Genomic DNA, 12,934 nt, shown 5'->3' on the forward strand with positions numbered 1-12,934 from the left:
CCCTCCCACCCCGTCTCGTCAGGCCTTTGTCAACCTGCATTCGGAGCCCTGGCGCTGCCGGGCCCGGCTTGCCTCCCCTTCCCAAAGATCCTATCCCTGGGCATTAATTCGGGCCGACGGGTTTCCTGAACCGGATTATGCGCTAGAAGAAAATTTTGGGATGGAACTGTTTCCGGTGCGGCGGGGCGCGCGCCGGAGGAAATGAAGAGGCGTGGCAATGAAGGTCTTGATTTTGGGCGCGGCTGGCATGATCGGCCGCAAGCTGTTGGAGAGCATCGCCCGGGACGGCACGCTCGGCGGCAAGCGCGTCGACGAAGCCGTGCTCAGCGATGTCGTGTTGCCGGCTGTCCCGGCCGGCCTGCCGTTCGCCTGCAGCGCCTCGCAGGACGATCTGCCGGCCCCGGGCGTGGTGGAGCGCCTGATCGGCGGGCGGCCCGACGTGATCATCCATCTCGCCGCCATCGTCTCCGGCGAGGCGGAGGCCGATTTCGACAAGGGCTACCGCATCAATCTCGAAGGCACGCAGCGCCTGTTCGATGCCATCCGCCTGGCGCATGGCGCGAGCCGGCCCGGCGAGGGCTATTTCCCGCGCGTGATCTTCTCCTCCTCCATCGCGGTGTTCGGCGCGCCGTTCCCCGACCGCATCGGCGACGAGTTCTTCACCACGCCGCTCACCTCCTACGGCACGCAGAAGGCGATCGGCGAACTCCTCCTCGCCGATTACAGCCGGCGCGGCTTCTTCGACGGCATCGGCATCCGCCTGCCGACCATCGCGATCCGCCCGGGCAAGCCCAACAAGGCGGCGTCCGGCTTCTTCTCCGGCATCCTGCGCGAGCCGCTGAACGGCCAGGAGGCGGTCCTTCCGGTTTCCGACCAGGTCAGGCACTGGTTCGCGAGCCCGCGCTCGGCCGTCGGCTTCCTGCACCATGCCGCCGCGATCGACACGTCCCGCCTCGGGGCGCGGCGCAACCTCAACATGCCCGGCCTCTCCGCGACGGTCGCCGAGGAGATCGAGGCGCTGCGGCGGGCCGCCGGCGACAAGGCGGTGGCGCTGATCCGGCGCGAATCCGATCCGGTGATCGAGAAGATCGTCGCGGGCTGGGCGCGCGACTTCGACACCACCCGCGCCCTTTCGCTCGGCTTCACCGCCGACCGCGACATGGATGCGATCGTCGAGGCCTATATCGACGAGGAACTGGGCGGCAAGCGTCCCCAATTCTGAAGTCCCGGCGAGCGCGGCGAGATGTCCGCCGGACAGCCGCGCTCCCGCCCCCTATGCTCGCTGCCCCGACGCCTCATACCGGAATGCCGCCCGCCATGCCCGCTCCCGATCTTCTCATGCCCCGTCCGCTCCTGCCGCAGACCATCGCCGCCCTGGAGCGGGAATTCACCGTGCACAAGCTCTGGGAGGCGAAAGACCCGGATGCGGCGATGGCGCAGATCGCCGGCCTCGTGCGTTTCATCGCCGCCGGCGCGCACGCCCCGGTCGACGAAGCCCTGATCAAGGCGCTGCCCAAGCTCGAGCTGGTGGCGAATTTCGGCGTCGGCTATGATTCGGTCGATGCCGCTGCCGCCGCCCGCCATGGCGTGGTCGTCACCAACACGCCGGACGTCCTCAACGAGGAAGTCGCCGACGTCGCCCTCGGCCTGCTCATCGCCACGGCGCGGGAATTCCCGCAGGCCGACCGCTATCTGCGCGAGGGCAAATGGCTCAAGAGCGCCTATCCGCTGACCCGCGGCACGCTGCGCGGCCGTACGCTCGGCATCGTCGGCCTCGGCCGCATCGGCAAGGCGATCGCCAAGCGCGCCGAGGCCTTCGGCCTGAAGATCGCCTATCACAGCCGCCGCAGGCAGGCGGATTCGCCCTATGCCTATTATCCGACGCTGCTGGAACTCGCCGAAGCGGTCGACACGCTGATGCTGATCGTGCCGGGCGGCGCGGAAACCCGCAACATGGTCAATGCCGAGGTGCTGAAGGCGCTCGGCCCGAACGGCATCCTGATCAACATGGCGCGGGGCACCGTGGTCGACGAGGCGGCGCTGGCCGAGGCGCTGGCCTCCGGACAGATCCTGGCGGCGGGCCTCGACGTCTTCGCCGACGAGCCGAATGTGCCGGCCAGCCTGATCGGCCTCGCCAATACCGTGCTGCTGCCGCATATCGGCTCCGCATCGGTGCATACGCGCGAGGCGATGGGGCAATTGCTGATCGACAATCTCGTTTCGTGGCGCGACGGCAAGGGGCCGCTGACGCCGGTTCCCGAAACGCCCTGGCCGCGCGCGTAGAGCATTTTCCGGAGAAGGGGCCTCGCCTCGCAGCGATGAGCGGGGCGTTTCAAGCTTCATGCCCGCCGGCAGGCGTGACGCAGGGGCGCACCGGCGATCGGACGATCACGCCTCGTCGGCATCGCCTTCGTCGGCGGCCTCGTCCTCGTCGGCTTCCATCTCGCTGCCCTGGGCATGGCGGAAGCCCTTCTCGACGCGGCGGAGCAGCTTGCGCAGGCGCTTGCGCTCCTTGCCGTCGAGATGGCTGGTCGCCTCGGCCTCGATGTCGATGGCGAGGGCGGCGATCGCCGTCGCCTTGTCGCGGCCGGCGGCCGTGAGGGCGACGCGCACGACCCGTCCGTCGCCATCGGACAGCTTGCGCTCGATCAGCCCGGCGGCGGAGAGCCGGGCAATGGTCTTGGAGGCGGTGGGCGGGCGCACCCGCAGCATTTCGGCAAGCTCGCTCATCGAGATCGCCTCCCGCCCGGACAGCGCTTCCAGCACCTGTTCCTGGCCGGGAAACAGGCCGAGGCTCTCCAGCAGCTTGGCCGTGCGGGCCCGGTGCAGGCGGGCGACATGGATCAACTGGTAGCCGATCGTCTTCGAGGCCGGGTGTCGCATGGCAATGGTCCGCCGGCTGAGAAAATGAGGTAGCCGGCTGAACATGCACTTTCTGGCGGAAAATGTCGAGCTTGCCATGCCTCTGCATGCCGCCGGCGCCGGCTTTGCCGGCCGGAGGGCGCTTTCCCGCGCCGCGGCGGCCTCAGAATCGGGCGAATGCCGCCTCCACGCGGCGCAGGAACGCCGCGCGGGTGCGCTCGGTTGATTCGTTCATCGAATAGTGGGCGAGATAGCGGAACGGGGCGAACGGCTTCACCGCCCCGCGCAGCATGCGCATGACCAGGCGCCGCGGCGGATCGCCGAGAAGGAAGGCGGCCCAGCGCGAGCCGCCATAGCTCGTCACCGCGACGACCTTGCGGATATTGTGCAGGCATCCCTTCGTCCTGCCGTCGACGATGTGGAAGGACACGCCGGGCAGGAACACCCTGTCGAAATATCCTTTCAGGATGGCCGGGAAGCCGTAGTTCCAGACCGGACACATGATCACCAGCGCCTCCGCCTTGCGCAGCCGCTCGACATAGCCGGCCACCGGCCCGGTATTGCGGGCCGGATCGTCGTAGGCGCGCCGTTCTTCGGCCGTCAGCACCGGCTGGAAATTCTCGGCATAGAGATCGCAATCGTCGACCTCATGGCCCGCCGAGCGCAGGACCGCCACCGCCCTCGTATGCAGCGCCGCCGCGAAGGATTCCCCGCAGGGATGGGCATAGAGCACGAGGACGCGCATCGGGCCTCCCACCTGCGGGCCACGGCGAGGCCGGCGCCGTGCCCGTCAGGCCTTCATCTCGACTTCCACGAACGCCATCGCACCGGTTCCGGCATTGATGACGTTGTGCTCGACGCCCGCCGGCCTCGAATAGCTGACACCTGCCGTGAGCGGGACGAGCTTTTCGCCCTGCGCGTCGACCATGCGCAGGACGCCGTCCATCAGCGGCACCACCGCATAGGGGAACTCGTGGCGATGCCAGCCGGTTTCGGTGCCCGGCGAGAAATCATACCGCGTGATCCGCACACGCTCGTCGTCGATCTGGCGCGTGGCGATGGCGAGATTGTCGCCGCTCTGACTGCCGCACATGGGTCATCCTCCCGATCCGATACCGCAACGCATCGGCCGGCGGCCGTGCGCGGACGGAGTGTGAAACGGAACGCGGGCTTTGTCGAAGGTTAAGGCGGCGGAAAGAGACAGGACGGACAGGCGTCCGGCCCGCCGCCTCCTGCCGCCGGTCGGGAAGGCGGTTGCGGTTCAGCCGGCCGCCTTCGGCTCCTTGACCCGGTACCACGTCACATACAGCGCCGGCAGGAAGAGCAATGTCAGCAGCGTCGCCACCAGGATGCCGCCGATCATGGCGTAGGCCATCGGGCCCCAGAACACCTCGCGCGCGATCGGGATCATGCCGAGGCTCGCCGCGGCGGCCGTCAGCAGGATCGGGCGCATGCGGTGGACGGTGGCGTTGACCACGGCAGCCCAGCGCTCCATGCCTTCCCGCTCGTGATCCTCGATCTGCTTCACCAGGATCACCGAGTTGCGGATGATGATGCCGATCAGCGCGAGCACGCCGAGGATCGCCACGAAGCCGAGGGGCTGGCCGAAGGGGAGCAGCCCGAGCACCACGCCGATCAGGCCGAGGGGCGCCACGCTGACGACCAGGAACAGCTTCTGGAAGCTCTGCAACTGGATCATCAGCACCGTGAGCATCGTCAGCAGCATGATCGGCACGATCGCCACGATCGGCGACTGGCCCTTGCCGGCCGCCTCCACCGCACCGCCGACCTCCAGCTTGAAATAGGGCGGCAACTGGGCCGAGAAGGCCGCGATCTTCGCCTGCAGGTGCTGCACCACCGTGGCCGGCTGGATGTCGCCGACGACGGCGGCGCTGACGGTGACGGTCGGCAGGCGCGAGCGGCGCCAGACGATCGGCTGTTCCATGGCGTAGCCGATAGTCGCCACCGCGCGCAGCGGCACCACCGTGCCGCCCGTCAGGGAGATCTGCAGGTTCTCCAGCGTTTCCAGCGAATCGCGCTGGTCCGCCTGGGCGCGCCCGACCACGTTGACGAGGTAGATGTCGTCACGGACCTGCGTGAAGGCCGATCCCGCCAGTGTCCCGTTGAGGATCGAGGCGATGTCCTGCGAGGTCACGCCGAGCAGGCGGGCCTTGTTCTGGTCGACTTCGACGCGCAGCACCCGGCCCGGCTCGTTCCAGTCATAGGTGATCGTACCCAGGCTGGGATCGTCGGCGATGACGCCGGCCAGCTTGATCGCCTGCTCGCGCACGCCCTGGATGTCGGGGCCGCTGACGCGATACTGCACCGGCCGGCCGACCGGCGGGCCGAGTTCGAGGGGATGCACCAGCACGTCGATGCCGACGAACTTGTCGCGTGCCAGCGTATCGAGCCTGGCCCGTACGCGTTCGCGGGCTTCGAGCCCCTTGGTCACCACCACGATCTGGCCGAAGAAGGGATTGGAAAGCTGCTGGTCGAGCGGCAGATAGAAGCGCACGGCCCCCTGTCCGACATAGGAACTCCAGCGCTCGACATCGTCGTCGCCGACGAAGGCCTTCTCGAAATCGTCCATCCGCGCCTTGGTCTCGGCGATCGTGCTGTTCTGCGGCAAGGTCATGTCGACCAGCAGTTCCGGCCGGTCGGACGAGGGGAAGAACTGCTGCTGCACATGGCCCATGCCCACCACCGACGCCGCGAGCAGGCCGAGGCAGACGGCGATGGTCAACCAGCGCCAGCGCATCGCGCCGAGCAGCAGCGCCTTGAAGGCTGCGGTGAAGCGGCTCGGCTTTTCGTCATGCCTCTTCATGCTCCTCGGCAGGATGGTCACGCCGAGCAGCGGCGCGAAGACCACCGCGACGATCCAGGAGACCAGCAGGGCGACGGCGATCACCACGAAAAGGGTGAAGGTGTACTGGCCGGCCGAACTGTCGTTGAGGCCGATGGGAATGAAGCCGGCGACCGTGACGAGCGTGCCGGTGAGCATCGGCATGGCGGTGGAGGTGAAGGCATAGGTCGCGGCTTTGCGGAGCGTATCGCCCGCCTCGAGCCGGCTGATCATCATCTCCACGGTGATCATGGCGTCATCGACGAGCAGGCCGAGCGCGATGATCAGGGCGCCGAGCGAAATACGCTGCAGCGAGATGCCGCTATATTCCATCACGATGAAGACGATGGCGAGCACCAGCGGAATCGAGATCGCCACCACCAGCCCGGCCCGCAGGCCGAGGCTGACGAAACTGACCGCCATCACGATGATCACCGCTTCCATCAGCGCACGCGTGAAGCCGGAAATCGCCTCCTCCACGACCGCCGGCTGGTCGGAGACGAGATGGACGCCGACGCCGATCGGCAGCGTGGCGGTGACGTCCTTCATCGCCGCCTTCAAGTCCTCGCCGAACTGCAGCAGATTGCCGTTCGGCGCCATGGCGACGGCAAGGCCGATGGCGGGCTGCCCGTCATAGCGAAACAGGGACGATGGGGGGTCTTCGTAGCCCCGCGTGATGGTGGCGACATCGCTGAGGCGGAAGAAGCGGTCGTTCACCCGCAGATTGATGGCGCGCAGATCGTCCTCCGACTTGAAGCCGCCGCCGACGCGGACGCTGACGCGATCTTCTCCGGCCTGTACCACGCCCGAGGCCGACACGGCGTTCTGCGCCTGGAGCGAGGCAATGACGGATTGGCGATCGACGCCCAGGCTCGACAGCCGCCCGGTGTCGAAGTCGAGATAGATCACCTCGTCGAGGGCGCCCAGGATCTGGGTCTTGCCGGCGCCCGGCACCGAGAGCACGCGGTTGCGCACCACTTCGACATAGTCGCGCAACTGGCGGAAGCTGATGCCGTCGGCCGTGAAGGCGTAGACATTGCCGTAGACGTCGCCGAACTCGTCGTTGAAATAGGGGCCCTGCACGCCGCTCGGCAGCGTGTACCAGATGTCGTTCACATGCTTGCGGATCTGGTAGAAGGCATCCGACAGCGCCCGCCCGTTGGTGGTGTCCTTCAGGTTGACCATGATGGTCGCGCTGCCGGGCTTGGTGTAGCTGCGGGTGTAGTCGAGCGTGGCGATCTGCTGGAGTTCCTTCTCCACCCGGTCGGTGACCTGGTTGATCGTCTCGTCCAGCGTCGCGCCCGGCCACTGCACCTGCACGACCATGGTCTTGATGTCGAAGGACGGATCCTCCTCGCGGCCGAGCCTGGTATAGGACAGGGCGCCCGCGATCACGGCCGCGATCATCAGATACCAGATGAAGGAACGGTGGCGCAGCGCCCAGTCCGACAGATTGAGACCGTTCATTGCTGCCCCTCTGGGATCTTGTCGCCGGAAATTGCCGCGGCAGGAAGTTTCACGGCCTGCCCGGCCTGGAGAGAATCGACGCCGGCCGTCACCACGACGTCGCCCTCATGGAGGCCGTCGACGACGGCGTAGCCGTCCCTGCTGGTGACCAGCGTCACCGGACGCGTCGTGACCGCCGATTTGCCGGGATCGACGATCCACACCGAGAGCTTGTCTCCCGTCCCGACGAGCGCGGATCTGGGCACTTCGATGAAGGGGGCGACGGTGCGTACCGCCGAAACCGCAATCGTCGAGCCGAGCCGGAAGCCCTGGGGAGGATTGTCCAGCGGCAGCCGGGCTCGCCTGGTGCGCGTCACCGCATCCGAGGCCGGCGCGAGCTGGCGCAGCGTGGCGCCCGCCTTGATGCTCGCCTCGCCGGCGAGCGTGACGTCGAAGCGGGGATAGGCCTGGAGTTCCGGCGCCAGATAGTCGGGCACGTCCACCACGGCTTCCCGCACATCCGGCCGCGCCAGGGTGACGATGACATCGCCGGCCGAAACGACCTTGCCGACATCCGAATTCACCGCGGTGATCACACCGTCATAGGGAGCGATCAGCTCGGCATAGCTCAGCACGTTCTGGGCCTGGCGCAGCGAGGCCTCGGACTGGGCGACCTTTGCCTGTGCCGTCTCGCGGGCAGCCGTGGCCGTATCGACCTGGGCCTTCGAGGCCGTTTCGGTGACGGCGAGGGTCTTGCTGCGGTTCTCGGTCAGCACGGCATTGGCAAGCTGGGCCTTGGCGTTGGCGAGGTCGGCCTGCGCCGACTGCACGGCGAGCCGCAGCAGCGTGGCGTCCACGGCCGAGAGCCTCTGGCCCTGCTTGACCTGATCTCCGACATTGACCTCGCGCGCAATGATGCGTCCGCCGACCTGGAAGCCGAGATTGGTCTGGTAGCGCGCCTCGACGCTGCCGATGAACGGGCCGAACGTCGCGATGCTGCGGGCGTGGGCGGTGACGGTGAGGACGGGCCGGACCGGCTCCTGGGCGAGGGCGGGCACGGCTGCGAGGAGGAGGGCCGTGGCCAGTGCCATGCGCCCTTTCGCCCGCCCTCGGAAAGGGAGGACAAGGGCGCGCGGCACGTCACCGGCCTTGCCGCCGACGGCCGTAGCAATCCGGATCAGGGTCGCTCTCATTGATGCTGCTCCTCGACGGTTTCGACCGTCTGCCCAGGGCGGAGGAGTTGGCCGCCCTTGGTCACCACGATGTCGCCATCCTCGACGCCCGCCGACAGCACGATGGACCGGGTGGTGTAGCGATCGAGCGTGACCTCGTGCGGCGAGGCTTTCCGGGTGTCCGCGGCCACGGTCCACACCGCCGGCTTGCTGTGCCAGATGAACAGGGCCGACGCGGGCAGGACCACGCGCCTCTTGGGGGCAAGGCTCGCCCGGCCGCGGACGGCCGTACCGAGCGACATGGCGGGCGGCGTGTCCTTCAAGCCGATCTTGACGCGGATCGTGCCCTTGCTCGCATCGACGATGGGAGAAACCTCGCGCACCGTGCCCGTGGTCGTCACCTTGGGATCGGCGACCAGTGCGATGTCGATCACGGGCGAGCCGGGCGGCTTGTTGATCACGGCCTGGTAGACGTCGAACACCGCATCGCGCGGGCCGTCCTGGGCGATGCTGACGACGGTCTGCCCCGCCTGCACCACCTGGCCGGCCTCCACGCTCCGGGAGGTCACGGTTCCCGCCACGCCGGCCCGCAGGTCGGCATAGCCGAGCTGCTCCCGGGCCTGCGAGACCTGCGCGGTCGCCGCAGCCACCGTCGCCTGGGATATGCTGAGGTTTTCCTGGGCTGTGTCGAGCGAGCTCTGGGCGGTCGCGTTGGTGGCGATCAGGGTCTTCTGGCGCCGGTAGGCCGCCTCGTTCTGCTGCAGCTGGGCCTGGGCGGAGGCGAGGGTGGCATTGGCGGTGTCGAGGTCGATGCGCTGCTCCTTGCCGTCCACCCGGGCCAGCACCTGGTCGGGCGTGACGTGGTCGCCCACCTCCACCAGCCTTTCGACGATGCGTCCGCCGACGCGGAAGGAGATATCGCTCTGCACCTGCGCTTCGATATCGCCGGTGAGGCTGATATCGGGGCTGAAATCACCGACATGCGCGGTGACCACCATCACCCGCGTAGGCACTCCTCCGGCCGAGGCGGGTGTCAATGCGCTTCCCGCGAGGGCCATTCCGATTGCAAGGCGCCAACTCCTGCCTGGCCATGCCGCTCTGGAAATCATCGCTGTCCTCGCTGTATGCCAGACGTCTGAACGGTAAGGGTTGCGTAGCGCTCGCTTAACAGCTTAAAATAAAACCGTCCAGACGGTTTTGTTAAAAGGGAAGGATCGTTCCACGATTATGCCGAAATCCGTCTCTCCCCCCAAGACCGCACGCAAGCCGCAGCAACGCAGCGTCGAGACCGTAGACCAGATTCTGGCGGCGACGGTCGCGGTGATCGAGGCGGTCGGCGTCCACAAGCTGACCATCGACATGGTCGCCACGCAGGCCGGCATCAGCAAGGGGGGCATCCTGCACCATTTTCCGGCCAAGAGCGCGGTGGTTGTGGCGGCAGTCCGGCGGAACATGGAGAAGCTGATCGCCGACATCGAGGACACCGCGCGCTCCACCCGCACCTTCACCGAAGCGCTCGCCCTTCATGTCCGCCGGATCGCCCGCGAAAAAGGCGGTGTCTCACCGGCCCTGTTCGTGGCCATGGCCGAGTTCCCGGAGGCGGCCGAGGCCGTCCACGGCATGTTCGGCACCCTGCAGCGCCTTGTGGCCGCCGATGGCGAAGCCGGCAGCGCCGAGCGGAACCTCTTCCTGTTCGCCGCCTTCGGTATCCTGGTGGGCCGTGGCATGAATTTCTTCAGCCCCAGCGAAGAAGAGCTGGAAGGCCTGTTCCAGAAGCTGGACGGGTTCGCGGCGACAGATCGCCGATAGCCGCCACCGCCTGCGAGCGGAAGCCTCGCGCATCGCAGGATGACCCCGGATCTCTAGGCCTGCGGCGTGGCCAAGGCCTCTTCCACTGCGGCGCGGTCGACCTCGAGGAGGGGGGCCAGCACCTTGAAGGCCTGCGTCTTCAGGCCAGGGCGCATGACGAGAATCACGGTTTCCGTGCCAGGACAGCTCGCGTCGCCGCATTGGATCTCGCTCACCGACAGGGTGGCGTCGTCGCTGAGCCCCTGGATCTCGCGGACGATCGCCTTGATGGCGGCCGCCTTCTCGCGTTCGGGGGCGCTGGGCTTGCGGAACAGGCCGAACATCGCGTCAGGCCGCCGGCAGAGTGAGGATGCCGGCCGCGCCGTCCTCGGCGCCGAAGGCGAGCTGCGCGCCGGTCGCGTCCCAGGCGATGGCGGTGATGCCCGAGCCTTCGACCGAACGGCGGACCAGGATCTCGGAGGCGTCGGTGAGGCGGCAGAGCAGGATGCAGCCATCCTCATAGCCGATGGCGAGCACGAGCGCCTTGGGATGGAAGGCGACGCGGGAGACCTTGGCATGGCGTATGCCGCATTCGCGCGGCGCCTTGCCCATCGGGCCGTCCTTGGCCTGGAAGGGCCAGATGATGGCGGCGTCCGCCCCCGAGGTCGCCAGCCAGTTGCCGTCATGCGACCAGGAGAAGGAGCGCGTCTTGGAGGGATAGCCGGACATGCGCATGTGCTTCTTGTCGGCCACCGTCCAGCCATGCAGGGTGTTCTCCTGCATCGAGGTCACGATGAAGCGCGCATCCGGCGAAACCGTGACGTCGATATGGCTGCCCTTCCATTCGTAGAATTCGGGCGCCGCGCTCGCATTGGGGAACCACAGCGAGACGCCGTTATAGTGGCTGATCGCCAGGCGATAGCCCTTGGGGAAGAAGGCGAGGCCGCGCACGCTGGAGGGGGCCGTCCAGCTGCGCACGACGCCCTTGTCGTCGCGTGCATGGACCGATTTGCCCGCCGACCAGGCGACCGCCCCGCCGGTCGGCGCCACCGCCACCGCATCGATCCATTTGCCCCTGATCTCGCCGAGCGCGGCGATGCCGCCGTCGGCGCCGATGGCGGCGATCCGGCCATCATCGCTGCCGGCCACGAGCATGGTGCGGCTGGACGCCGCCGTGAGCAGGCCGGCATCCTCGAACAGGGTGCCGCGCTTCTCCTCGCCGATGCCGGCAAGGACGGCCGTCCCGTCCGAGGAAGCGAAGACCGGCGTGCGGCCGAGCCAGCTGCAGGCGACGACATGGCTGCCGGCTGCGACGGGCGTGACCTGTTCGGAGAGGGATGGGAAGCTCGTGGTGCTCACTAGGAGGGTCTCTCGAAATGGAGTGCCGATCCGCGATCGACAACGGGGCCGGAGACCCGCGCTCCGGGAAGGCGTCGGGCGCCGGGCGTAGGGTCTCCGATCGAGGGGCGGACGGTCACCCCGCCCGCCGCTGTCGGGGCGTATGCCGGCTCACGCCGCGCAGGCGCGGAAACCCTGTTCGAGCTCGGCGGTCTTGAGGTCGTGGCCGATGAACACCAGGCGGGATTGGCGCTTCTCGCCGGGCTTCCAGTCACGCTGGAGATCGCCGTCGACGATCATGTGGACGCCTTGCAGCACGAAGCGCTTCGGCTCGTCCTTGAAGGCCAGGATGCCTTTCCAGCGCAGGAGATTCGGTCCCTCGCTCTGCGCGATCTGGTTGATCCACGGCATGAATTTTTCCGGAACGACGTCGCCGTCGATGGTGAACGAAACCGACTGCATGGTCTCGTCATGGTAGTGCTTCAGCCCGTGGCCGTGATCGTGATGATGGTGGTCGTGGCCATGGTCGTGGCCGTGGTCATGATCGTGGTCATGGTCGTCGGCTTCGAGGAAGGCCGGCTCCAGATCGAGGATGCGGTCGAGGTCGAAGGCGTTGCGGCCGAGCACGTCTGATATCGCGACATTGGAGCGGGTCGTCTTGTGCAGCTTGGCATAGGGGTTGATCGCGCGGATGCGCATCTCGACTTCCCGCAGCTCGGCCGGGCTGACGAGATCGGTCTTGTTGAGCACGATGACGTCGGCGAAAGCGATCTGGTTCTTGGCTTCCGGCGCATCCTTGAGGCGATCCTTGAGCCATTTGGCGTCCGCCACCGTGACGACGGCGTCGAGGCGGGTCTTCTCGGCGACGTCCTGGTCGACGAAGAAGGTCTGCGCCACCGGGGCGGGATCGGCGAGCCCGGTGGTTTCGACGAGGATGGCGTCGAACTTGCCCTTGCGCTTCAGGAGGCCGTCGATGATGCGGATCAGGTCGCCGCGTACGGTGCAGCACACGCAGCCATTGTTCATCTCGAACACTTCCTCGTCGGCGTCGACGATGAGGTCGTTGTCGATGCCGATCTCGCCGAACTCGTTGACGATGACGGCGAAGCGCTGGCCGTGCGGCTCCGTGAGGATGCGGTTGAGAAGCGTGGTCTTGCCGGCCCCGAGATAGCCGGTGAGCACGGTCACCGGAATTTTGGCGGAGGCATTCGTGTCGGAAGCAACTGTATCGGCCATGGCAATCTCCGAAGCGCCGGGAAGCGCCCTAGAGCGCGATCCGCCCCGAGCGGGCGATCACGTTCTAACCCTTTGTTTCAGCGCATGATCCTGTCCGGAAGCCCACCGGCCGCCGGGACCATGCCGAGGTTTGAAAAGCAGTGCGTGTCATGAATTCAAGCGGAACGACGGCGGCCGGAATCATCCGGCCGCCCCCGCTCCAGCGTTATATTGGGTCGGCGGGTCGGGATGGAAGGCCCCGGGCCGATTT

At 67.4% G+C, this 12,934-nt stretch carries 12 protein-coding genes; 3 read left to right on the forward strand and 9 right to left on the reverse strand.

What is annotated here, in order from left to right; all coding sequences use genetic code 11:
- The first annotated feature begins 217 nt into the window (after positions 1 to 217).
- A complete protein-coding gene (denD, locus tag J3R73_RS02840) occupies positions 218 to 1,222 on the forward strand; it encodes a D-erythronate dehydrogenase (RefSeq protein ID WP_307422185.1) in 1,005 nt (334 codons plus the stop codon).
- A gap of 116 nt (positions 1,223 to 1,338) precedes the next feature.
- Complete coding sequence (locus J3R73_RS02845; RefSeq protein ID WP_307422188.1) at positions 1,339 to 2,283, forward strand: 2-hydroxyacid dehydrogenase; 945 nt, start codon at positions 1,339 to 1,341, stop codon at positions 2,281 to 2,283.
- A gap of 105 nt (positions 2,284 to 2,388) precedes the next feature.
- On the opposite strand, the gene J3R73_RS02850 is transcribed toward J3R73_RS02845, so the two are convergent.
- The 6 genes from J3R73_RS02850 to J3R73_RS02875 form a co-directional block, all read right to left on the reverse strand.
- Positions 2,389 to 2,883 carry a MarR family winged helix-turn-helix transcriptional regulator gene (locus J3R73_RS02850; RefSeq protein WP_307422190.1) on the reverse strand — a complete coding sequence of 165 codons (495 nt, stop codon included), beginning with the start codon at positions 2,881 to 2,883 and terminating at the stop codon, positions 2,389 to 2,391.
- 142 nt (positions 2,884 to 3,025) lie between these two features.
- On the reverse strand, positions 3,026 to 3,607 hold the full coding sequence (locus J3R73_RS02855) for an NAD(P)H-dependent oxidoreductase (protein WP_307422191.1): 582 nt from the start codon (positions 3,605 to 3,607) through the stop codon (positions 3,026 to 3,028).
- Positions 3,608 to 3,652: 45 nt separating this feature from the next.
- Positions 3,653 to 3,955 carry a cupin domain-containing protein gene (locus J3R73_RS02860; RefSeq protein WP_307422194.1) on the reverse strand — a complete coding sequence of 101 codons (303 nt, stop codon included), beginning with the start codon at positions 3,953 to 3,955 and terminating at the stop codon, positions 3,653 to 3,655.
- Positions 3,956 to 4,123: 168 nt separating this feature from the next.
- A complete protein-coding gene (locus J3R73_RS02865; RefSeq protein ID WP_307422196.1) occupies positions 4,124 to 7,171 on the reverse strand; it encodes an efflux RND transporter permease subunit in 3,048 nt (1,015 codons plus the stop codon).
- Positions 7,168 to 8,241 carry an efflux RND transporter periplasmic adaptor subunit gene (locus tag J3R73_RS02870; protein ID WP_307422199.1) on the reverse strand — a complete coding sequence of 358 codons (1,074 nt, stop codon included), beginning with the start codon at positions 8,239 to 8,241 and terminating at the stop codon, positions 7,168 to 7,170. The genes J3R73_RS02865 and J3R73_RS02870 overlap by 4 nt, the downstream gene beginning before the upstream one ends.
- Before the next feature lie 98 nt (positions 8,242 to 8,339).
- Positions 8,340 to 9,320, reverse strand: a complete 981-nt coding sequence (locus J3R73_RS02875) for an efflux RND transporter periplasmic adaptor subunit (protein ID WP_307437051.1) — start codon at positions 9,318 to 9,320, stop codon at positions 8,340 to 8,342.
- Positions 9,321 to 9,549: 229 nt separating this feature from the next.
- Between J3R73_RS02875 and J3R73_RS02880 the strand changes: the two genes are divergently transcribed.
- Positions 9,550 to 10,131, forward strand: coding sequence for a TetR/AcrR family transcriptional regulator (locus J3R73_RS02880; RefSeq protein ID WP_307422201.1), 582 nt, complete (start codon positions 9,550 to 9,552; stop codon positions 10,129 to 10,131).
- A 53-nt stretch (positions 10,132 to 10,184) separates the two neighbouring features.
- Here the strand turns inward: J3R73_RS02880 and J3R73_RS02885 are convergent, their stop codons facing one another.
- From J3R73_RS02885 to J3R73_RS02895, 3 genes are all read right to left on the reverse strand, one after another.
- Positions 10,185 to 10,454 carry a hypothetical protein gene (locus J3R73_RS02885; protein ID WP_307422204.1) on the reverse strand — a complete coding sequence of 90 codons (270 nt, stop codon included), beginning with the start codon at positions 10,452 to 10,454 and terminating at the stop codon, positions 10,185 to 10,187.
- Positions 10,455 to 10,458: 4 nt separating this feature from the next.
- Positions 10,459 to 11,469, reverse strand: coding sequence for a WD40 repeat domain-containing protein (locus J3R73_RS02890; protein ID WP_307422205.1), 1,011 nt, complete (start codon positions 11,467 to 11,469; stop codon positions 10,459 to 10,461).
- Positions 11,470 to 11,619: 150 nt separating this feature from the next.
- Positions 11,620 to 12,684, reverse strand: a complete 1,065-nt coding sequence (locus tag J3R73_RS02895; RefSeq protein WP_307422208.1) for a CobW family GTP-binding protein — start codon at positions 12,682 to 12,684, stop codon at positions 11,620 to 11,622.
- Between the last annotated feature and the right edge of the window lie 250 nt (positions 12,685 to 12,934).

This window comes from Labrys monachus (assembly GCF_030814655.1).
GTDB lineage: Bacteria > Pseudomonadota > Alphaproteobacteria > Rhizobiales > Labraceae > Labrys > Labrys monacha.

What these genes read in the sequence shown, in the direction of transcription:
- denD (WP_307422185.1), top strand. Translation starts at nt 218, where the DNA reads ATGAAGGTCTTGATTTTGGGCGCGGCTGGCATGATCGGCCGCAAGCTG.
- J3R73_RS02845 (WP_307422188.1), top strand. Translation starts at nt 1,339, where the DNA reads ATGCCCCGTCCGCTCCTGCCGCAGACCATCGCCGCCCTGGAGCGGGAA.
- J3R73_RS02850 (WP_307422190.1), bottom strand. Translation starts at nt 2,883, where the DNA reads ATGCGACACCCGGCCTCGAAGACGATCGGCTACCAGTTGATCCATGTC.
- J3R73_RS02855 (WP_307422191.1), bottom strand. Translation starts at nt 3,607, where the DNA reads ATGCGCGTCCTCGTGCTCTATGCCCATCCCTGCGGGGAATCCTTCGCG.
- J3R73_RS02860 (WP_307422194.1), bottom strand. Translation starts at nt 3,955, where the DNA reads ATGTGCGGCAGTCAGAGCGGCGACAATCTCGCCATCGCCACGCGCCAG.
- J3R73_RS02865 (WP_307422196.1), bottom strand. Translation starts at nt 7,171, where the DNA reads ATGAACGGTCTCAATCTGTCGGACTGGGCGCTGCGCCACCGTTCCTTC.
- J3R73_RS02870 (WP_307422199.1), bottom strand. Translation starts at nt 8,241, where the DNA reads ATGGCACTGGCCACGGCCCTCCTCCTCGCAGCCGTGCCCGCCCTCGCC.
- J3R73_RS02875 (WP_307437051.1), bottom strand. Translation starts at nt 9,320, where the DNA reads ATGGTGGTCACCGCGCATGTCGGTGATTTCAGCCCCGATATCAGCCTC.
- J3R73_RS02880 (WP_307422201.1), top strand. Translation starts at nt 9,550, where the DNA reads ATGCCGAAATCCGTCTCTCCCCCCAAGACCGCACGCAAGCCGCAGCAA.
- J3R73_RS02885 (WP_307422204.1), bottom strand. Translation starts at nt 10,454, where the DNA reads ATGTTCGGCCTGTTCCGCAAGCCCAGCGCCCCCGAACGCGAGAAGGCG.
- J3R73_RS02895 (WP_307422208.1), bottom strand. Translation starts at nt 12,684, where the DNA reads ATGGCCGATACAGTTGCTTCCGACACGAATGCCTCCGCCAAAATTCCG.